A 20,119-nucleotide genomic window follows, 5' to 3' on the forward strand; every position below is an offset into this window, starting at 1 on the left:
CAGCGCACGCTGGATCGCGTTGTCCAGCTCGCGCACATTACCCGGCCATGGATAAGCAACCAGGCAAGCCTCGGCCTCGGCCGACAGCCGCGCCTGGGCGTGCTTCATTTTTTTGACGTGGTTGTTCAGCAGGCGCTCGGCCAGAGGAATGATATCGGCCGGGCGTTCGCGCAACGGCCGCCAGGCCAGCGGGAACACCGACAGACGGTAAAACAGGTCTTCGCGAAAGCGCCCCGCCGCCACTTCGCCCGCCAGGTCGCGGTTGGTGGTGGCGACCACGCGGATATCCAACTGGATCGGCTTGCGCGCGCCCACCCGCTCCACTTCGCGCTCCTGCAACACGCGCAGCAACTTGGCTTGCAGGCCCAGGGGCATTTCCGAGATTTCGTCGAGCAAAATGGTGCCGCCGTCGGCCTGTTCGAACTTGCCGGCCTGGGCCGCGATGGCGCCGGTGAACGAGCCCTTTTCGTGGCCGAACAGGGTGGCTTCAAGCATGTTGTCCGGAATCGCCGCACAGTTGATCGCAATGAAGGGCTGCCCGGCCCGACTGGATTGCTGGTGGATATAACGCGCCAACACTTCCTTGCCGGTGCCGGACTCCCCCGAGATCAATACGGTGGACTCGCTGCGCGCCACCCGGGCCGCCAGTTCCAGCAACTGCGCGCTGGCCGGCTCGAAGGCAATCGGGCCATCACCCTCCACCGTCGACATGACGCCAAGCGCATGCCGCGCCACCAGTTCGATCAACGCCTTGGGTTCGAACGGCTTGACCAGATAATCCGCCGCGCCCTGGCGCATGGCGTCCACGGCCCGCTCCACGGCGCCATGGGCGGTCATCAGCAGCACCGGCAATTGCGGCTGACGCGCGCGCAGCAGGCCGAGCAACTGATGGCCGTCCATGCCGGGCATGTTCACATCGCTGACCACCAGGCTGAAAGTTTCTCGCTCAACGGCCTCCAAGGCTTCCTCGGCAGAGCCGACCGCGCGGTAGTCATGGCCCGCCAACAGCAGCGTGTCAGCCAATGCTTCACGCAGGGCGCGATCGTCTTCAACCAGTAAAACCTTGATAGTCATGATCCTTTTACTCCGCGCTTGCCGCGCTGGAAAACAGCGGCAAGGTCATCAATGCACAGGTGCCGCGCCCCAACCGGGAACGCAGCTGCAATTCTCCCTGATGCGCACGTGCCACTGCCTTGACCACGGTCAGGCCCAGGCCGGTGCCGTTGGTCTTGGTGGTGAAAAAGGGCTCGCCCAGGCGCTGCAGCACGGCCGGCGCAATACCACTGCCGCTGTCGCTGATGCACAGGCGCAGGCTTTGCTCGCGGCGGTACAGGTGCACCTTGAGGCGCGCCCCCGGGCCGCTGGCCTGGGTGGCGTTTTCGATCAGGTTGAGCAGCGCGCCGACCAGGGTGTCGCGATTGCACAGCAACTCACCCTGGTGGCTGTCGCATTGCCAGCGCAGGCTGGCGCCCTCGGTATGCGTGGCGGCCGCCGCTTGCAGGGCTTGCATTAACGCGGCCGGGGTCAAGCGGTCGGTCAGCGGCAGTTCGCCACGGGCAAACACCAGCATGTCGCGCACCTGATGCTCCAGCTCGTGCAGGCGCTCCTTGAGGCGTCCGGCAAAACGCTGGTGGGTGGCTGCGGGCAGTTGCTCATCAGTCAAATGACTGGCGTAGATCAATGCCGCCGACAGCGGCGTACGGATCTGATGCGCCAGGGAAGCGACCATCCGCCCCAGCGACGACAAACGCTCATGGCGCGCCAGCTGATCCTGCAGGTGACGGGTTTCCGTCAGGTCGTTGAGCAGCACCAACTGGCCCGGTTCGGCATCCAGGGACCGGGTGGCGATGGACAGGCGACGCCCATCCTTGAGGGACACTTCGTGGCCGTCATCGTCACGTGGCGCAAAGCAACGGGTGATGACGTGGCGCCACAGCTCGCCCTCCAGCGGCAGGCCGAGCAGGTCGCAGGCGGCCGGGTTGGCTTCGCGCACACGGCCCTGGTCGTCGATGACGATCACGCCACCGGGCAACAGCGAGAGCAGGTTCTGCAGGCGGTTGGCCAGGCGTTCTTTCTCGGCCAATTCCTGCATGCGCTGGGCACTGACCACCGCCAGTTCGCCTTTGAGCTCGGACACCCGGGCTTCAAGCAGACTGTAGGAATCGGTCAGCTGGCTCGACATCTGGTTGAACTGCGAGAACGCCTGTTCCAGACCCTGGCGGATCGGCGGTTCTACAGGCGAAACCAGCCCCGGAATGGCAGGGGCTGCAGATAGTTGGGCGGCGTGGGGCATGGTGCTCTCTCGCTTGGCTGACCGTCAGTTAAACGGAACGTTGCGAGGGCTGTAGCAATACCCGTGCCGAAAAAAAACTACTTATAAATCAAGACGCTGAAAAACACGCGTCAATCATCCGCCTGTTCATCACCTTCTTTGCGGCTCATACCGTACTTGCGCATCTTCTCCACCAGGGTGGTGCGGCGAATGCGCAGGCGCTCGGCGGCACGGGCGACGATGCCATTGGCGTCGTCCAGGGCCTGTTGGATCAGGCCTTGCTCCAGGTTGCCGAGGTAGTCTTTCAGGTCGAGGCCTTCGGGCGGCAGCATGGCCGTGGCACCGAAGTCCGGCGTATGGCCGTTGATCGCCACGCGCTCTTCCATGTCGCTGCGCAGGCTGTCGACCATCTGCTCGTCTTCATCGTCGACGTAGCGGAATTTCTTCGGCAGCTCGACCACGCCGATCACACCGTAGGGGTGCATGATCGCCATGCGCTCCACCAGGTTGGCCAGCTCGCGCACGTTGCCCGGCCAGCCGTGACGGCACAGCGACATGATGGCGGCGGAGTTGAAACGGATGGAGCCGCGTTTTTCGTGCTCCATGCGTGAAATCAATTCGTTCATCAGCAACGGGATGTCTTCCACGCGCTCACGCAGCGGCGCCATCTCGATCGGGAAGACGTTGAGGCGGTAGTACAGGTCTTCGCGGAAGCTGCCGACCTCGATCATGCTTTCGAGGTTCTTGTGGGTGGCGGCGATGATGCGCACGTCCACGCTCTGGGTCTTGTTGCTGCCCACGCGCTCGAAGGTGCGCTCCTGCAACACGCGCAGCAACTTGACTTGCATCGGCAGCGGCATGTCGCCGATCTCGTCGAGAAACAGCGTGCCGCCGTTGGCCAGCTCGAAACGCCCGGCACGGCTGGTGATCGCCCCGGTAAAGGCGCCCTTCTCGTGACCGAACAATTCGCTTTCCAGCAGCTCTGCCGGGATCGCCCCGCAGTTGACCGGCACGAACGGCCCGTCGCGGCGCTTGGAGTGATAGTGCAGGTTGCGCGCGACCACTTCCTTGCCGGTGCCCGACTCGCCGAGGATCAACACACTGGCGTCGGTGTCGGCCACTTGCTGCATCATCTGACGTACGTGCTGGATCGCCCGGCTGGTGCCGACCAGGCTGCGGAACAGGTTGGGTTCACGGTGACGGCCGCGCTCGCGGGCCTGGTCATACATCTCGCGATAGACCTGGGCACGGTGCAGGGAGTCGAGCAATTTGCTGTAGCTGGGCGGCATTTCCAGGGTGGAAAGCACGCGGCGGCGCTGGTCTTCCGGCAGGTCCACGGAAGAAATATCGCCCATCAGCAACACGGGAAGGAACTCATCCCAGGTTGACAGTGTCTTTAACAAGCCCAAAACAGCGCCAGGAGCGTTTACCGTCCCGATCAGCACACAAATGACTTCGCGGCTCGATGACAATGAGCTGACAGCCTGCTGCCAATCGTGGCTACCGCAGGGCAAATTTTCTTCACCAAGAAAATTCAAAATCACCGCCAAATCGCGGCGGCGGACGCTATCGTCATCGATCAGCAGAATTTTGGTTTCACGCCACATGCAATAGCAACTTCCCTAGTAAAACTTCCTGCCCCGGAATCAGGGCAATCAAGACGCCTGTAAGACTTATTACTTACTAGACGTCTGAAATCTGAAAACAACACTAGTTAAGTCAAAAATGCTGGCACAGTCAAATATATGACGCACCGTTCGGACCAACTGAGCTTCTATCAGCCGAACAGATGGTAAACCTTTGACGCATTTTTAGCTTGGTTGATCTGCGACATCTCTTCGAAAATCGCCTGGCGCTCGCCGGTCGTCACCTCAAGCAACTGCTGGTAAACCGCCAACAGGCTCTCCAGCTTTTCGCGCAGCGCATCCTCGTCCACCGGTGCCTGGCTGAGCACGTCATCAATCACGTTGCGACAGCCCAGGTCCAGTTCGCCGATGGCGTCCCAGTTGCGCGCAGCGAGCGCGTCAACCAGGGCTTCACGGGTTTCATCGATGCGTTGCAGTGCGTGGCTCATGACGTATTCCTCAAGGCCGGTGGCCTTATTGTGCGGCGCCTTGGGGTGCAGCGATGGCATCCCAGCCTTCTTTGACGGTGATCAGCAGACGAGCGACTTCGTCGATCATGTCGGCATCGTTGTGCAGATTGGCCTCCATCAAACGGTTGGTCATGTAGGCGTACAGACTTTCCAATTGCTGGACGTAAGCCGGATCTTCACTCTTCTGCGCATCCAGACCATCACGCAGGCCGATGATGATGTCGATGGCCTTACCGAGCATCAGGCCTTTTTGAGCGATGTCCCCACGAGCCAATGCGCCCTTGGCCTGTGCCATGCGGTCGAGGCCGCCCTCCATGAGCATCTGCACCAGACGATGCGGGCTGGCTTCGGAGATCTGGGCATGGGAATTGACCTTCTGGTATTGGCGAAGGGCTCTCATGGGATTCATGGTTCTACCTCGTAACAGGCGACAGCGAAAAGGATTTCAGTAACCAATATGTCGACGGGATCGCAGAAAACTTTAACCCCGATGGTCCCCAAAAAAACGAAGCCCGGCAGGCAGCCCGGGCTTTTTCATGCATCAACATCAATTATTTTTCTGGTTGTTCAGCGCGTTGAGCGTGCCCATGATGTTGTTACTTTGCTGGCGTAACTGGGCGACCAGCGAATCCATCGCCGCATATTTACGTATCAGGCTGGCCTGCAGATCCGCCACATGCGCGTCAAGTTCCGCCTGGTCCTTGCTCAAGGTCTTGAGGTTATCGGAGAGCGCGGTCGTGCGCGTCGCGAAGATACCGGTGGTCGCCTTGGCATAACCTTCAGTGGCATTGGTCATGCGTGCCAGCAACCCGGTCTTGCCGCTGAACATACTGCTGATATCTGCGGAGTTGGTGAGCGCTACCTTGTCGAAGGTTTTATCGTCCATGGTCAACAGACCGGTACCGGAGTCGGTACCGATACCAAATTGTGCCAGGGACTTGATGGTGCCGGTCCCGGACAACGCGTTGAACTCGGCGCGCAAGGCGCTTTGCAGCGAGCGCATGTTGGCGTCACCGGTCAAGGTCGCCGATACCGAGTTACCCGCCGCGTCCTTGGTCACCTTGGTTTCGGCATTCATCGCCTTGAGCAAAGCGTTATAGCTGTCGACAAAGCCTTTGACCCCGGACTTGAGGGCGGCGGTGCTGGTAGTCACCGAAATCGTCGTGGTGACCTTCGGCCCGTCCGGGTCCTTGGTATCCACGGGCGGTGAAACCGACAGCAGCTTGATGCTGACCCCACTCACCGCGTCCGAGATGTTGTTGGTCTTGGACGTATACGCCACGTTATCGATGGTGTACTCGGCGTTCTGCGGCGTATCGATCACGTTGTAGCCGGTATCGATACCCGAGTTGCCCGACAATGTCAGGTCCGAGCCGACGCCGCCCGTGGTGGATGTCAACACCATGCGCGAACCGGTGGAGTCGGTGACGATGTTGGCACTGAGCCCGACGGTGCCGAACTGGGTGTTGATCGAGTCACGTACCTGTTGCAGGGTTGCGCCCGGCGGCACGCTCAGGTCGAACTTCTTGCCCGACTGGGAGATGGTCAGGGTGGTGGCGGCAGTGCCCTTGTTGACCACTGTCGAAGCGCCGCCGGCCAGGGTGGCCGTGGACAGTTTGGAAGGCTGGGCGAGTTTATTGACCACCAGGTTGAAACTGCCGTTGGCAGCGCCCTGAGCGGTGGTCATGGTCGCGACCTTTTCATTTGACGAAGTGCCGGTCAGACCACTGAAGCTATTGTCGTCGGTCATGCTCTTGATGGCGCCACGGAAGGCGCTCAATGCCGACTGGATCTTGCCGATCGACGACAACTGGGTAGTCGCTTTCTGTGACTGGGTGTTGATCTGGGTCTGCTTCGGCGCCCGATCGGCGTCGACCAGGGCTTTGACGATGCCCTGGATGTCGATACCCGAACCCACACCGTTTACCGTTGTACTCGCCATCGTCTTTCTCCTAATACGGCTGTTGGCGTTTTCTTGACGAACCGCACTTCAAGAAAGCAACGCAACAAGTTTCATGCCAGTTCAGACCTTTTCATCGAACAGCACATGACTGGCGGTAGCCAGGCTCTGTGCAAGCTTCAAGGCCGTTTCCGACGGAATCTGGCGGATCACCTCGCCACTTTCAGTGGCGATGACCTTGACCACGACCCGATGGGTGGAATCATCAATGGAAAAATCCAGTTTGCGCTGGGCCGCTTGTACGAATTCTCGAATATCGGTGACTGCCTTTTCCAGGTCAGCCCGTTTCGGCTCACCGGCGACCGGCGCGGCCGGCGCGATTGCCTCGACCTTGGCGTTGTCTTTGTCCGCAACCACCGCAGGGGCCGAGCCTTGAGGGGCTACCGGTGGATAAGACGAGGCCAGCTTTACACTCATGTCCATGTCCAATCTCCTCTACAAACCGAAAAAGACGAAAGGGCACGTAAACGCGCCCTTCCGTCAATTACCAAGCGACGCTATTACTGAAGCAGCTTCAGTACAGCGGATGGCAGTTGGTTGGCCTGCGACAGAATCGCGGTAGCAGCCGACTGCAGGGTTTGTTGCTTGGTCAACTGAGCTGTTTCAGCAGCGAAGTCGGTGTCTTGAACGGTAGAACGTGCAGCGGTGGAGTTTTTCTGAATGTTGGTCAGGTTGTCCACAGTAGTCGTCAGACGGTTCTGAACAGCACCCAGGCCCGAACGTGTGCTGTCGATGCCGCCGATAGCCTTGTCCAGTACCGCGATGGCCGCTTGTGCGTTGAAAGCGCTGCTGACGTCGGTCTGTGCAACCGTGGTCTTGGTGGAAGCTGCGGCAGTACCTGTTGCGGCGAACAGACCGGTTACACCGGCACCGTTCATCGCGTAGCCTTTGGACGAGTCCAGGTTCACTGCACCGGTAGCGATCAGGCCGTCGGCCAGCGCGACGGCGGTACCGTAGGCACCAGCACCGTCTTTGGTGGCAACAGTGATCGAACCGGCGGCAGTGGAGGCACTGAAGTTCAGGTTCTCACCGGAATCGGACTTGACCGACAGGGTGCCCTTGGATTGGTCGTAGTTGACGCTGATGCCCAGCTTGGCGGAGTTGGATTTCAGTTGGTCAGCCAGGCTGGCGGTATCGGTTACACCGGTGAAGGTGGTGGCTTGGCCGCCAACAGTCATGGTGAAGGTAGCAGGCGTGGTCTTGGCGGCAGCACCGACGGTGAATTGAGCTTCAGTGCTGGCCGTAGCGCTCAGGCCACCTACAGCGCCGTTCAGTTGGCTGGCGATGGTTTTGGCCGATGCGCCTTGAAGAACAGTGACACTGGCGGTCTGGCCATTACCGGTCAGGCCGATCACGCCACCTGCAACACCTGAGGTGCTAGGTGCAACGCCGACGCTCTTGATCTGCTGCGAACCGATGTTGTTGGCAGCAACGTTGTCCAGGGACAGGTTGATGGTTTCGTTGGCGTTGGCGCCTACCTGGATGGCTTTGGTGCCGTACGAACCGTCGAGCAGCTTCTGGCCACCGAAAGTGGTGGTTTCCGAGATACGGGTCAGTTCCGAAGTCAGCGCCTGGTATTCTTCCTGGTTGGAAGTACGGTCAGCGTCGCTCAGGGAGCCGGTAGCCGAGGACAGCGCCAGGGTACGCATTTTTTGCAGAATGTCGGTCGAAGCCTGCATTGCGCCTTCAGCGGTCTGCGCGATGGAGATACCATCGTTGGCGTTCTTTACAGCTTGGCCCAGGCCGTTGATTTGGCTGGTCAGGCGGTTGGAAATCTGCAGGCCCGAGGCGTTGTCTTTAGCGCTGTTGATGCTCAGGCCAGTGGACAGACGCTGCATGGAGGTTTGCAGCGAGCTGGCAGCTTTAGCAAGGCCGTTCTGGGTAGTGATGGAAGCAATGTTGGTGTTTACTGTTAAAGCCATGACGAAATCCTCGATGGATGGATACTGCGGCTTCCGGCCCTGGCAACCGCCTGGTGTGGCCTGAGAACCTACGTAATAGTTATCGTCGTGGTAGCCGGTTGCTTGAGGTTTTTTTTGATTTTTTTTACTAGCCCTGTGCCAGCCCTTGCAATTCAAGCAGTTACTGCTATTGAAAACCCCGGTTTTGTTGGCTTTTCTGGCGCCAAATAAAAAACGCCGATGATCTTTCGATCATCGACGTTTTTTTTACGCGCCCCTCAAAGGGTCATGGGCGATACAGAATCGCCGAGCCCCAGGACAGGCCTACACCAAAACCGCTGATTGCCACACGCTGCCAGGCGGCATTCATCACATGTTTTTCCAGCAGCAAGGGAATGCTCGACGATACGGTATTGCCGGTCTCGACCATGTCCTTGATGAACTTGTCCACCGGCGCATCTTCAAAACGGCGCGCCACCGCGTCAACAATGGCGGCACTGCCCTGGTGAATGCAGAACGCATCGATGTCATCGGCCTTGAGGTCTGACTCATCGAGCAACTCGTGCAAATGCGCCGGCACCTTGAGCAAGGCGAAGTTGAACACCTGGCGGCCATTCATGAAGAACACGCCGTCACTGACCTTCAGGTGCGGCGCGCCGGAACCGTCGGTGCCGAACTTGGATTTGCCGAGCAACCACTGCGGGTCTTCGCCCATCCAAGTGGCAGTGGCGGCGTCGCCGAACAGCATGGTGGTGTTGCGGTCCTCCGGGTCGACGATTTTCGAATACGGGTCGGCAGTGATCAGCAGGCCGTTTTTCAGGCCGGTGGCTTCCATGAAGCCCTTCATCGCATAGATGCCGTAGACATAGCCGGAGCAGCCCAGGGATATATCGAACGCGGCCACGTGGGTCGGCAGGCCCAGTTTGTCCTGGACGATGGCTGCGGTGTGGGGCAGCCCTTCTTCATCGCCGTTCTGGGTGACGACAATCACCGCGTCGATGGACTCGCGCTTCAAGTCCGGGTTGCCGGCAAACAACGCGTTGACTGCTTCGACACACAGATCGGAGGTTTCCTGCGCGGCATCCTTGCGCGGCAGGAACGCCGAGCCGATCTTGCCAATGATGAATTCCTCATCCTTGGCGAATTTGGCACCCTGGGCGTAGTTATCGATACCGTCCGCCGGCACGTAACTGGCGATGCTTTTAATGCCAATCATTGTGGCTTCCCAATACAAAATAGCTGGAGAACACCCCAGGGCCTGCGCCCGAAGTGCTGACAAAAAAAGGGGATAACCCCAAAAAAATTCGCTGAAAGCCGCCTCGCAAGGACCCTGTGACGACTTATCCTTTTCACACGATACAGTGAAGATGCGCTTTATGACTCACAGGTCACTCAATTTTGTGCGCTTTGTGCAAAACTTCCAAACAATTAAGCCCCAAAAACGACAACGGCCCGCCCTGTTTCCAGAGCGGGCCGCTTGACGCAGCGCCACTTACATCTTGCTGAAGAGACTCAACTGCGAGATTTTCACGAAAGCCAGCTGGGAGGCTTGCAGCATGGTTTGCTGCAAGGTCAGGTTGATTGCGGCTTGAGCCGTATCGATATTGCCCAGATCACTCATGGTGCTGGTGTTAGCCAGGCCGATGCTGGTGTTCTCGCTGGTCTGAATGTCCAGTGCGTTCTGCCGCGCACCAATCGATCCGCGTACGTTATCGACCTGTGTACGGGTATTGCCAAAGTTGGCGATGGAAGCGTCCAGTACATCCTTGAGCTTGACCATCGCCGCTGGATTACCGTCGGCCGGTTGCTCCAGGGCATGGCGCAGCTGGCTGAGGCTATCCAACGCATTCTGAGTCTTCTGTGTCGTTGCAGCGACTGCGAACTGGTCCCCATTTTGGGGCGTACCGCTGACATCAAAGGTCACCCCGGCAGCCGTGACCGTGGTGCCGCCGCCCGTGTCACCTGTGGCAATGGCTTTACTGTCAACCGTGTAGGGCTGGGCATACACCTCGTACGCAGTACCGGAGGTGAATTTGACCACCGCACCGCTGTTCGCCGGGAATGTGCTGGCATACGCCGCCTGATTGGTCACCGAGGCGTTGGTCAACTGCGCAGTGGATGGGTTGCTTGGGGTACGGGACACACTGAAGGTGTCCGGCTTGGCGGCCAGACTGAAAGAACGATCCTTGACCAGAGCATCGGCGTTCGGGCCCGGCGCGATATCCTTGAGGTCCAGGGTGATATCGAACTTCACGCCGCGCAGGTTCACGCTGGAGCCGCCTTCCTTGGTGGAATCGAAAGTGCCGTTACCCGGAATTTGCGACGTGATGTCGTTACCGCTCTTGTCGGAGATCTTGTATTGGGTGCTGCTGGTGAAGGTCAACGTGTAAGGCTGGCCGTCGGCAAATTGCTTGGTGTAGTCAGTGCCCGATGTCACCAGGCCTGCCGACAACGCGACTTTATTGTCGTTCGGCACCGGCGCCGTCGCAGGCGGAATGATCGCAGGTGCTATCCAGGTAGACTGGGTGCGTCCCGAATTCGCCGCCCCCCCCATGATGCTCTTGCCGGTATCGCCCGCCTGGATCTTCAGCGTGTCCGACACCTGCAGGCTGAGCGGGGTCTCGTCGCCCTGGTAACTATAGGAACCATCGCTGTTGCGGCTATACGGTGGGGTCGCCGTCTTGGACCCGGAAAAAAGATAGCTGCCCGCTGCGTCCTTGCTGTTGAGCAAGCCCAGCACCTGATCCTCTATCGCGCCGATTTCCCCGGCAATCGACTTGCGATCGGCATCGCTCAGCGAGCCGCCCGCACGCAAGGCCAGCTCACTGGCTTTCTGCAGCGCGTCGGTGATCGAACCCAGCACGCTTTCTTCGTTGGTCAGCGAGTTCTTCAAGCTGGTGATGTTGCCGTTGAACTGGCCCAACATGTCTTTCTGCTGCTGCAGCATCAGCAAACGCGCCGCAGCGACCGGGTCATCGGAAGCGGTCTGCACGCGCACGCCGGTGGACGCCTGCTCCTGGGCCTTCACCACGCTGGAATAGCTGTCCGAATACTTGGCCGAGCTTGTTTCGAAATATTGAGCAGTGGAAATACGCATCGTCCCAGACTCCCTTAAAGACTATTGATCAGCGTGCTGAAGGTTTCTTGCGCAGCCTTGATGATCTGCGACGACGCGGTGTAGTACTGCTGGAACTTGATCATATCGCCCGCCTCTTCATCCAGGTTGACCTGGGACACCGAGTTGCGCGCATCCTGGTTGGCCTTGAGCAAGGCACCGGTGGCGGTGGTGTCAGTGATGGCGGAGGCGGCCTTGGCGCCGACACTGGAGACCAGGCGGCTGTTGGCCGCCACCAGGCTCACGCCGCCGCCACTGCCATCGGACAAGCCGAGCGTCGGCTTGGTTTGCAGGTCGAGCAGCGCCTGGGCGTTGCGGTTATCGGACTTGCCCGAGGCGTTGAAGGAAAACGTGGTGCTGTCGCCGGCGGCGGGCAAACCGCCAACGGTGGTATCGAACTTGAAGCTCTTGGCCGGCACCAGCAGTGCGCCGTTGGCATCGCGCATCGGTACGTCGACGGTGATCTTGTTGCTTTGGCCGGGCACGATGGTGCCAGTGCCGATCGGATTGCCCTGGGCATTGCTGAGCGTGTAGCTCTGAGTGCCGTCAGCCGCAGGCTTGCCGAACACCATCTTTACCGGCATCGAATGTTCGATGCCGGTACGCAGTTGCGCCGTGTCGGCGCCACCGTGAATATCGATCGGCAGGGTCAGCGTCGGCGGAGTAAAGCTGCCGGTGCCTTGATTGGTCTTGCTGCCCTCGCCCAGCAACGGCCCGGCGAACGCGATTTTGTTGGCGTCGGTCAGCGCGGTGCCGATGTTTGCCGCGCCACTGGCGGTGGGGCTGACCTTGAAACTGTCCCCCGCCGCTATCGGCCCCTTGCCATCCAGGGCCAGCGTGAAACCGTCGATCACCGGAGGCGGCGCGGTGTTGGTGTCGAACGCGCCCATGGCCTTGCCGTCGGAACGCACGACGTTGTAGTTGTTGCCGCTGGTAAAGGTCACTTTGTAGTCGTAGGTCGACAGCTTGCTGGTGTCGCTGATGCTCACGTTCAAGTTGCCGGAGCCGCTGCTGTTGCCCATCGCGCCCTGACTGCGCTGGGCGATGGCGGCCGCGCTGTTGATGTCCTTGAACAGCGACGAACCGAAGTCGCCGTTCAGGTCCAGGCCCTGGCCCAACTGGCTGTTGACGGTATCGGCAGTCGCCAGGGCGATGCGCCCCAGGTCATTGATGGCCGGCATCAATGCGTCACTGCGATAGCGCAGCAGGCCGCCGATGCTGCCGCCGCTGAGCACGTTGCCCAGGTCGATCGCCGTGCCGCCGCCGGCATTGAGCGCGATGGTGTACTGGCTTGGATCGCTGCTGCCGGGTACCGCCGAAATCGTATTGGCCTGATCGCCCAGCACCAGGGATTGGCCGGTGCCGGTGCTGACGCTGAACACGCCATTCTTTTCACTGGTGGTCACGCCCACCAGTTCATTGAGCGAACGTACCGCTTCGTTGCGTGCATCGAGCAGGTTGGCCGGGGCGCTGCTGCTGGAGCCCTGGGCCTGGGTGATCTGCTTGTTCAGCGAAGCAATGGAGGAGGTCAACTGGTTGACCTGGCCGCTCAGCGTGCCCAACTGGCCGTTGATCGACTGTTTCTGCTCGTTCAACTGGCTGGAAATCGAATTGAAACGGTTGCTCAGGGTCTGGGCGCTGCTCAACAGCACTTGCCGGGCGGACACATCGCTGGGGGTGGCCGCCGACGTCTGCACAGCGGCGAAGAACGCACTGAGTACCGAGGACATGCCGGTGGTCTTGTCCGACAAGGTCTTATCGATGGCGCTGGCCTGGCCGGCATACGCCTTGGCGTCGTTGCTCAGCGCCGTGCTGTTCTGGTAGGCCGCATCGAGGAACTCGTTATACACCCGGCGCACATCCGACAGGGTGGTGCCGCTGCCGATGTACACACCGCCGTAGGGGTTATTGGCATTGGCATTCTGCGTGGTCTGCTGACGCGAATAACCCGAGGTATTGGCGTTGGCGATGTTATTACTCAAGACCGACAGCGATCCTTGAGCGGCATTGAGCCCTGACATCCCGATACTGAGCAAACTCATGGTTCAGACCTTATAAATGTGTGGTTGCGCCAGCGGCAGCGTAGTTCTGGTAACTGTTCATGTTTTTGGCGATCTGCGAAATCTTGCTGGCGTAGGCCGGATCGGTTGCATAACCGGCTTTTTGCAACTCGCGTACAAACTGTTCCGGGTTGTCGGCTGATTTCACAACTTCTTTATACCGATCATTGCTTTGCAGCAGCGTCACGAGGTCATGGAAGCTGTCCTGATAGGAGCTGTAGGAGCGGAACTGCGCCGTCTCCTTAACCATCGCGCCGTCGCGAAACTCGCTGGTGATCGCCCGGGCCTGGCCGCCCTGCCAGCTCTGGCCGGCCTTGATGCCGAACAGGTTGTGACTGCTGCTGCCGTCTTCGGCGCGCATCACCGATTTACCCCAACCGGTTTCCAGGGCGGCCTGGGCCACCAGGTACTTCGGATCGATACCGATACGCGCGGCGGCGGCCTTGGCCATCGGCAGCATGGTGGCGACGAATTCATCCTGCGAGCTGAAGGCCTTCTTCGCCGGTGCCAGCGGTGGCTGGGCAATGGCGCGGCCGTAGACCTGCATCTTCCCGCTTGGTACGGCAACGCTGCGCGCGCTGCTGTTGATCACGTTGTCATCGGCGGCACTGTTGCGCAGTGGCGCGACCTTGGCCTCGACCTGGGTACTCGGCACGATGCCCGCCAGCAGGCGGTCGGTCAGTTTGCTTGGCAAGGCGATACGGCGCTGGTTCATCAGTTCCATGTCGTTGCTGTGGGACGCAACGGCACCGGCCTTGGGCTCGGCGACGCGGTAAGCCCACAACGGACGCTGTCCATTGGAGCGACCCAACGGCCCCTCAGCCTGGGTGCCGGCGGCAATTTCAGTCGGCACATCGACCTTCTTCACTGTTTCAGCCGTGGCGGGGCCCTGCAAGGTGGCCGCCTGGGCGTCCACCGGCTTGTTCTTCTGCATCTGGCGCATCAGTACGTCCGCCAGGCCAATACCTCCGCCTTCGCGGGACATCGACACCGCCAATTGCTGGTCATACATTTCCTGGTACTGCTTGGCCGCCGACGTGTTCAGCGGGTTGTCCTCGCCCACGGCGTCGGTGGCCGAACGCATGGATTTGAGCATTTCGTTCAAAAACAGCGACTCGAACTCCTGCGCGACCTTGCGCATGTTGCCTTCGCTGTTTTTGCCGTCGCCGACCTTGAGCTGGTTCAGCCGGTTCAGGTCGGAGTAAGCCCCCGAGTCTGCCGAACTGATAAGACCGCTCTTGCGCATATCCATGACCATGGCCTCAGATCACAATCAGGTCGGCTTGCAGGGCGCCGGCCTGTTTCAGGGCTTCGAGGATCGCCATCAAGTCGCCGGGGGCCGCGCCCACCTGGTTCACCGCGCGGACAATCTCATCCAGGGTGGTACCGGGGCCGAACTTGAACATTGGCTTGGCTTCCTGCTGTGCATTGACCCGCGAACGCGGGACCACGGCAGTTTGGCCGTTGGACAAGGGCCCAGGCTGGCTGACGATCGGGTCTTCGGTAATGGTCACGGTCAGGCTGCCGTGGGTTACCGCCGCCGGCGAGACCTTGACGTTTTGCCCGATCACGATGGTGCCGGTGCGCGAGTTGATGATGACTTTGGCGATGGCCTGGCCTGGGTCGACCTCGAGGTTTTCCAGGATCGACAAGTAGTCGACGCGCTGGCTTGGGTCCAGCGGCGCAGTGACGCGGATCGAGCCGCCGTCGATGGCCTGGGCCACGCCAGGGCCGAGCATGTCGTTGATCTTGTCGACCACACGCTTGGCGGTGGTGAAGTCGGAACGGTTGAGGTTCAGGGTCAGGCTGTTGCCCTGATTGAAGCCGCTCGGCACGGTGCGTTCAACACTGGCACCACCGGGAATGCGACCGGCCGACGGCACGTTGACGGTGATCTTCGAACCGTCGCGGCCTTCGGCGTCGAACCCGCCCACCACCAGGTTGCCCTGGGCGATGGCGTATACGTTGCCGTCGATCCCTTTGAGCGGGGTCATCAGCAAGGTGCCGCCCCGCAGGCTTTTGGAGTTACCGATGGACGCAACCGTGATGTCCACCACCTGGCCCGGCTTGGCGAACGCCGGCAAATCGGCACTGATCGACACAGCCGCGACGTTTTTCAGCTGCACGTTGCCCGAACCCGCAGGCACCTTGATACCGAACTGCGACAGCATGTTGTTGAAGGTTTGCAGGGTGAACGGGGTCTGGGTGGTCTGGTCACCCGTGCCGCTGAGGCCGACCACCAACCCGTAGCCGATCAACTGGTTGGAGCGCACGCCGGAAATGCTGGCGATGTCTTTCAGGCGTTCGGCCTGGGCGACGGCGCTCAGGGACAGCAACACTACCGCCGCCATCAGTTGCTTGACGTTCAAAATGGCCACCTAGAAAGGGAACAACGGGCTAAGGAAGAAACGGTCGAACCAGCCCGGCTGGCTTGCATCGGCAAACGAACCCGTACCCGAGTAGGTAATGCGCGCATCGGCAATCCGCGTCGACGGCACGGTGTTGTCGGTGGCAATGTCATCGGCGCGGACCATGCCGGCAATGCGCACCAGTTCGTCGCCGGTGTTGAGGGTCATCCATTTTTCACCGCGTATGGCAATGATGCCGTTGGGCAGCACGTCGGCCACGGTCACGGTGATCGAACCGGTCAGGGTGTTGCCCTGGGCCGCCGCACTCTTGCCGTTGGTAGCACGGTCGCCGCTGTAACCGGCGTCGAGGCTCAGGTCGCCACTGCCCAACGGGTTATTGGTGTTGGGCACGCCGCCGAACAACGATGTCAGGCCCAGTTTGGCTTTGCTGGTCTTGCCGATCTGCGAGTTGGCATTCTTGCTGGCCTGGGTGCGCTCGTTCAGGGTGATGGTGATGATGTCCCCGACCCGGAACGCCTTGCGGTCGCTGTACAGGTTCTGCTCGAAACCGGCCTGGTAGATCGAGCCATTGTTGGCCGCCGCCGGCAACGGCGTGCGCGGCAACACCGGCGCGTAGTACGGGTCATTGGGTTTCGGCGACGGGGCGACACAGCCCGCAAGCACGGCGATCCCACTCAATGCCAGAACAGAAACAAAGCGATTCATGACCCTAACCTCACGGTGTTACAGGCGCTTTAAGGGCGCCCCATAGACTGATTACAAATTCTGCGTGACGAACGAAAGCATCTTGTCGGCGGTGGAGATCACCTTGGAGTTCATCTCGTAGGCACGCTGGGTGGTGATCATGTTGACCATCTCCTCAACCGTGCTGACGTTGGACGTTTCCAGGGTGCTCTGCAGCGTGGTGCCGAAACCGTTCAAGCCCGGGGTGCCGATTTGCGGCGCGCCGCTGGAGGCAGTTTCCAGGAACAGGTTGTTGCCCATGGCCTGCAGGCCGGCCGGGTTGATGAAGTCGGCGGTTTGCAGGTTGCCGATCACTTGCGACGCGGGGTTACCGGCCACGGTGATGGACACGGTGCCGTCGTTGCCGACGGTGAAGGTCTTGGCGTCCGCCGGAACCACAACGGCAGGCTGCAGGGCGAAACCGTTGGATGTCACGATCTGGCCGTTGGAGTCCAGGTGGAAGGTGCCGTCACGGGTATAGGACGTGGTCCCATCCGGTTGCAGGATCTGGAAGAAACCACGGCCGTTGATCGCCATGTCCAGCGGCTGGCCAGTCTGCTGCAGGTTACCGGCGCTGAAATTCTTCTGGGTGCCGACGATCTGCACACCGGTACCCAGTTGCAGGCCCGACGGCAGCTGGCTGTCCTGGGTCGACTGGGCGCCTGGCTGTTTCTTGATCTGATAGAGCAAGTCCTGGAACTCGGCACGGTCACGTTTGAAGCCCGTGGTCGACACGTTGGCCAAGTTGTTGGAAATGGTGGTCAGGTTGGTGTCCTGGGCGGACAGACCTGTTTTGGCAACCCATAGAGCCGGAAGCATGCTGTTCTCCTCTGTGCGCCTGTTTGTTGGCGCGGTGCTGCGTTGTTTGTTTAAAAGCCGACCAGGGCGATTAGTTCATCTGCATGACACGTGTCATGGCCTGGTCGCCTTCTTTAGCGCTGTTCATCATTTTGATGTGCAGCTCGAACTGCTTGGAGAGCGCCAGCACCGCGGTCATTTCCTCAACGGCATTGACGTTGCTCGCCTGGAGGAAGCCCGAGGTCAACTTGACGTTCGCATCAGCCTGGGCCGGCCTGCCATCCATGGTGTGGATGGTGCCGTCCAAGCCCTTGGTCATGTTCTTGAGGTCGGGCTGGACCATCTTGATGCGGTCCACCTCCGCCATTACCCGTGGGCCTTCGCCCATGGAGCGGATGCTGATGGTGCCGTCCGAACCCACTTCGATTTTCTGCTGGGGTGGCACGGCAATCGGGCCGCCGTTGCCCATGATCGGCATGCCGTTGCCGGCGCGCAGCACGCCCAGCGCGTCCACGTTCATGCTGGCGCTGCGCACGTAGGCTTCGCCGCCATCGGGCGTTTGCACGGCCATCCAGCCGTCGCCGTTGACGGCCACATCCAGGTCACGCCCGGTTTCGATCATCGCGCCGGGGGTGAAGTCCGTGGCCGGCCGCTCGGTCAGGGCAAAGGCCCGCGCCGGAAAGCTGTCACCGAACACCGGCATCGACCGCGCCTGCTCCAGGTCGCGCTGGAAACCATTGGTGGAAATGTTCGCCAGATTGTTGGCATGGGCCTTCTGCGCCAGAGCATTCTGGCTGGCGCCGGTCATTGCCACATAAAGGTACTTGTCCACGCTCTATCCTCTTTCTGACGGACGCTTGCCGCCCACCGATGTACTGAGGAGACTTAAGCAATTTGCGAACCAACTTTTGAAAACAGGACGAGACCCAGTCGCTGCGGGGGTTTTCAGGTAGGTGTTCGAAAATAGCGAGGGAGGGATAGTCGAAAAAACGGCGGACTACTGCCGCTTTCGGCAACGGCGCAGATTAAATGTGGGAGGGGGCTTGCCCCCGATAGCGGTGTGTCAGCCAATAGCAATCTGACTGACAAACTGCCATCGGGGGCAAGTCGAATCGTCGCACCGCCCCTCCCACATTGGTTATTTATCGGTCTTGAGGATTTCATAGTCGCGCAGTTTGTTGGCGACGGTGGTGTGGGAAACTCCCAGGCGCTTGCCCAATTGCCGGCTGCTCGGATGCTCGGCATACAGCGCTTCGAGCACGGCCTTTTCAAACCGCCCGACGATGTCTTCCAACCCGCCCTCCAACGAAAAATCGCCAAGCGGCTGACGCACGCCATAATCGGGCAGGCGAATATGCTCAACCTTGACCGTCCCGCCTTCGCACAACGAAACGGCCTGGAACAGCACATTTTCCAACTGGCGCACATTCCCCGGCCAGTGGTAGTGGCTGAGCTTGTCCATCGCGGCCGGCGCCAATTTGGGCAGCGGGCAACCGATCTGCCGGCTGGCCTGGTCAAGAAAGTGCTCGACCAATGGCGCCAGCCCATCAAGGCATTCGCGCAACGGCGGGATATGCAGCGAAAGCACGTTCAAGCGGTGATAGAGGTCCTGGCGGAATTCGCCACGGGCGCACAGTTCGGACAAATCGACCTGGGTCGCACAGATCACCCGAACGTCGAGGTACACCTCTTCATCACTGCCCACGCGACGAAAGCATCCGTCCTGCAAAAAGCGCAGCAGCTTTACCTGCAGGCGTGCGCTCATTTCTCCCACGCCGTCGAGAAACAACGTACCGCCCGCCGTCAATTCCAACAGCCCAAGTTTGCCTTCGGCCCGCGCGCCTTCGAATGCACCGGGGCCGTAGCCGAACAGCTCGGTCTCGGCCATCGACTCCGGCAAGCCCGCGCAGTTGAGCGCCATCAAGGGCGATTGCCCACGCGGGCTCGCCAAGTGACAGGCCCGCGCCAGCAATTCCTTGCCGGTACCGGTTTCGCCTTCTATTAATAGAGGCGCATCCAGCGGCGCCATGCGCCGCGCCTCACGCACCACCGCCGCCATGACTTTGGAGCTTTGAAAAATGCTGTCGAAGCCGCGCAGTTCCTGCTTGCGTACATTGTAGATACGCTCGCCTACACGGTCGGCGCGGTGCAGGGTCAATACCGCGCCGGCCATGGCTTCGCTGTCGTCGTGTTCAGAGGATTGCAGCGGCGCGATATCGGCCAGGAACACATCGCCCTTGACCTTGACCCGCAGGCCATTGATGCGCGATTTGCTCGCGCGCACCAGCTCCGGCAAGTCGAAGTCTTCGGCGTAGCGCGACAGCGGAATGCCCGGCACTTCGTCCACACGAACCCCCAGCAACTGCGCCGCCGCACGGTTCGCGGCGACGATCGAGCCGCCCATGTCGATGGACAGCACCGGAAACTCGAGGGCCCCCAGCAGCGCATTGAGCTCCATATGCCGACGCTCGCTGGGCATCAGCCCTACCCTTTTAACGCCGAACACCCCGGCTATCGCCTCGAACTGCGGGCGCAACGCCTGGAACTGCATGTTCACCAGGTTCGGGCAGAACAGGTAGATGGCGTTGCCATGCTCGCCGCCGACCTCACCCTTGGCCACGTTGACGCCGTACTCCACCAGCAGGTTGAGGATGTCCCGCAGGATGCCGATGCGGTTCTGGCAATGCACTTTGATACGCATGAAAAGGCCCGAAAGTGAGTAAGGCGCCGCGCCTTTTTGTCGCTGGGCGCAGAAAGTCGTCAAGATTATGTGACAGTACGCGGGGTTTTCCCAGCCCATGGCTGCGGCGAGCCCTGGATACGTAA

The 20,119-nt window shown here is 60.5% G+C and carries 17 protein-coding genes; all 17 read right to left on the minus strand.

Features of this window, described 5'->3' with window-relative positions; genetic code table 11:
• Window positions 1-1,074, minus strand: a 1,074-nt coding sequence (locus BFP96_RS20765; protein WP_065936927.1) for a sigma-54-dependent transcriptional regulator, incomplete at its 3' end; no start/stop codon positions are given.
• 7 nt (window positions 1,075-1,081) lie between these two features.
• A complete protein-coding gene (locus BFP96_RS20770; protein WP_065893767.1) occupies window positions 1,082-2,293 on the minus strand; it encodes a sensor histidine kinase in 1,212 nt (403 codons plus the stop codon).
• Window positions 2,294-2,403: 110 nt separating this feature from the next.
• Entirely contained in the window at window positions 2,404-3,879 is a 1,476-nt protein-coding gene (locus BFP96_RS20775; protein ID WP_065884543.1) for a sigma-54 dependent transcriptional regulator, read from the minus strand.
• Window positions 3,880-4,049: 170 nt separating this feature from the next.
• Window positions 4,050-4,346, minus strand: coding sequence for a flagellar protein FliT (locus tag BFP96_RS20780; RefSeq protein WP_065884542.1), 297 nt, complete (start codon window positions 4,344-4,346; stop codon window positions 4,050-4,052).
• Between the two features lie 25 nt (window positions 4,347-4,371).
• A complete protein-coding gene (gene fliS / locus BFP96_RS20785; protein ID WP_065884541.1) occupies window positions 4,372-4,776 on the minus strand; it encodes a flagellar export chaperone FliS in 405 nt (134 codons plus the stop codon).
• Between the two features lie 138 nt (window positions 4,777-4,914).
• Entirely contained in the window at window positions 4,915-6,309 is a 1,395-nt protein-coding gene (fliD, locus tag BFP96_RS20790; RefSeq protein ID WP_065936928.1) for a flagellar filament capping protein FliD, read from the minus strand.
• A gap of 81 nt (window positions 6,310-6,390) precedes the next feature.
• Complete coding sequence (locus tag BFP96_RS20795) at window positions 6,391-6,750, minus strand: flagellar protein FlaG (protein WP_065893769.1); 360 nt, start codon at window positions 6,748-6,750, stop codon at window positions 6,391-6,393.
• A gap of 77 nt (window positions 6,751-6,827) precedes the next feature.
• Window positions 6,828-8,249, minus strand: coding sequence for a flagellin N-terminal helical domain-containing protein (locus BFP96_RS20800; protein WP_065893770.1), 1,422 nt, complete (start codon window positions 8,247-8,249; stop codon window positions 6,828-6,830).
• A gap of 265 nt (window positions 8,250-8,514) precedes the next feature.
• Window positions 8,515-9,444, minus strand: a complete 930-nt coding sequence (locus tag BFP96_RS20805; RefSeq protein ID WP_065884537.1) for a ketoacyl-ACP synthase III — start codon at window positions 9,442-9,444, stop codon at window positions 8,515-8,517.
• A gap of 276 nt (window positions 9,445-9,720) precedes the next feature.
• A complete protein-coding gene (locus BFP96_RS20810; RefSeq protein ID WP_065936929.1) occupies window positions 9,721-11,325 on the minus strand; it encodes a flagellar hook-associated protein 3 in 1,605 nt (534 codons plus the stop codon).
• Window positions 11,326-11,339: 14 nt separating this feature from the next.
• Window positions 11,340-13,385 carry a flagellar hook-associated protein FlgK gene (gene flgK, locus BFP96_RS20815; RefSeq protein ID WP_065936930.1) on the minus strand — a complete coding sequence of 682 codons (2,046 nt, stop codon included), beginning with the start codon at window positions 13,383-13,385 and terminating at the stop codon, window positions 11,340-11,342.
• A gap of 10 nt (window positions 13,386-13,395) precedes the next feature.
• Window positions 13,396-14,661: a flagellar assembly peptidoglycan hydrolase FlgJ gene (gene flgJ, locus BFP96_RS20820; protein ID WP_065884534.1), complete on the minus strand. Its 1,266-nt coding sequence runs from the start codon at window positions 14,659-14,661 to the stop codon at window positions 13,396-13,398.
• 4 nt (window positions 14,662-14,665) lie between these two features.
• On the minus strand, window positions 14,666-15,754 hold the full coding sequence (locus BFP96_RS20825; RefSeq protein ID WP_163001578.1) for a flagellar basal body P-ring protein FlgI: 1,089 nt from the start codon (window positions 15,752-15,754) through the stop codon (window positions 14,666-14,668).
• Between the two features lie 27 nt (window positions 15,755-15,781).
• A complete protein-coding gene (gene flgH / locus BFP96_RS20830) occupies window positions 15,782-16,477 on the minus strand; it encodes a flagellar basal body L-ring protein FlgH (protein ID WP_065884533.1) in 696 nt (231 codons plus the stop codon).
• Between the two features lie 51 nt (window positions 16,478-16,528).
• On the minus strand, window positions 16,529-17,314 hold the full coding sequence (flgG, locus tag BFP96_RS20835; RefSeq protein ID WP_065884532.1) for a flagellar basal-body rod protein FlgG: 786 nt from the start codon (window positions 17,312-17,314) through the stop codon (window positions 16,529-16,531).
• 70 nt (window positions 17,315-17,384) lie between these two features.
• Complete coding sequence (locus BFP96_RS20840) at window positions 17,385-18,125, minus strand: flagellar basal body rod protein FlgF (RefSeq protein ID WP_065895912.1); 741 nt, start codon at window positions 18,123-18,125, stop codon at window positions 17,385-17,387.
• A gap of 306 nt (window positions 18,126-18,431) precedes the next feature.
• Window positions 18,432-19,994 (minus strand): sigma-54-dependent transcriptional regulator, encoded by a 1,563-nt coding sequence (locus BFP96_RS20845; RefSeq protein WP_065893773.1) that lies wholly within the window; start codon window positions 19,992-19,994, stop codon window positions 18,432-18,434.
• Between the last annotated feature and the right edge of the window lie 125 nt (window positions 19,995-20,119).

Origin of the sequence: Pseudomonas sp. 34 E 7 (assembly GCF_900005715.1) — a bacterium.
Classification (GTDB): Bacteria; Pseudomonadota; Gammaproteobacteria; order Pseudomonadales; family Pseudomonadaceae; genus Aquipseudomonas; species Aquipseudomonas orientalis_A.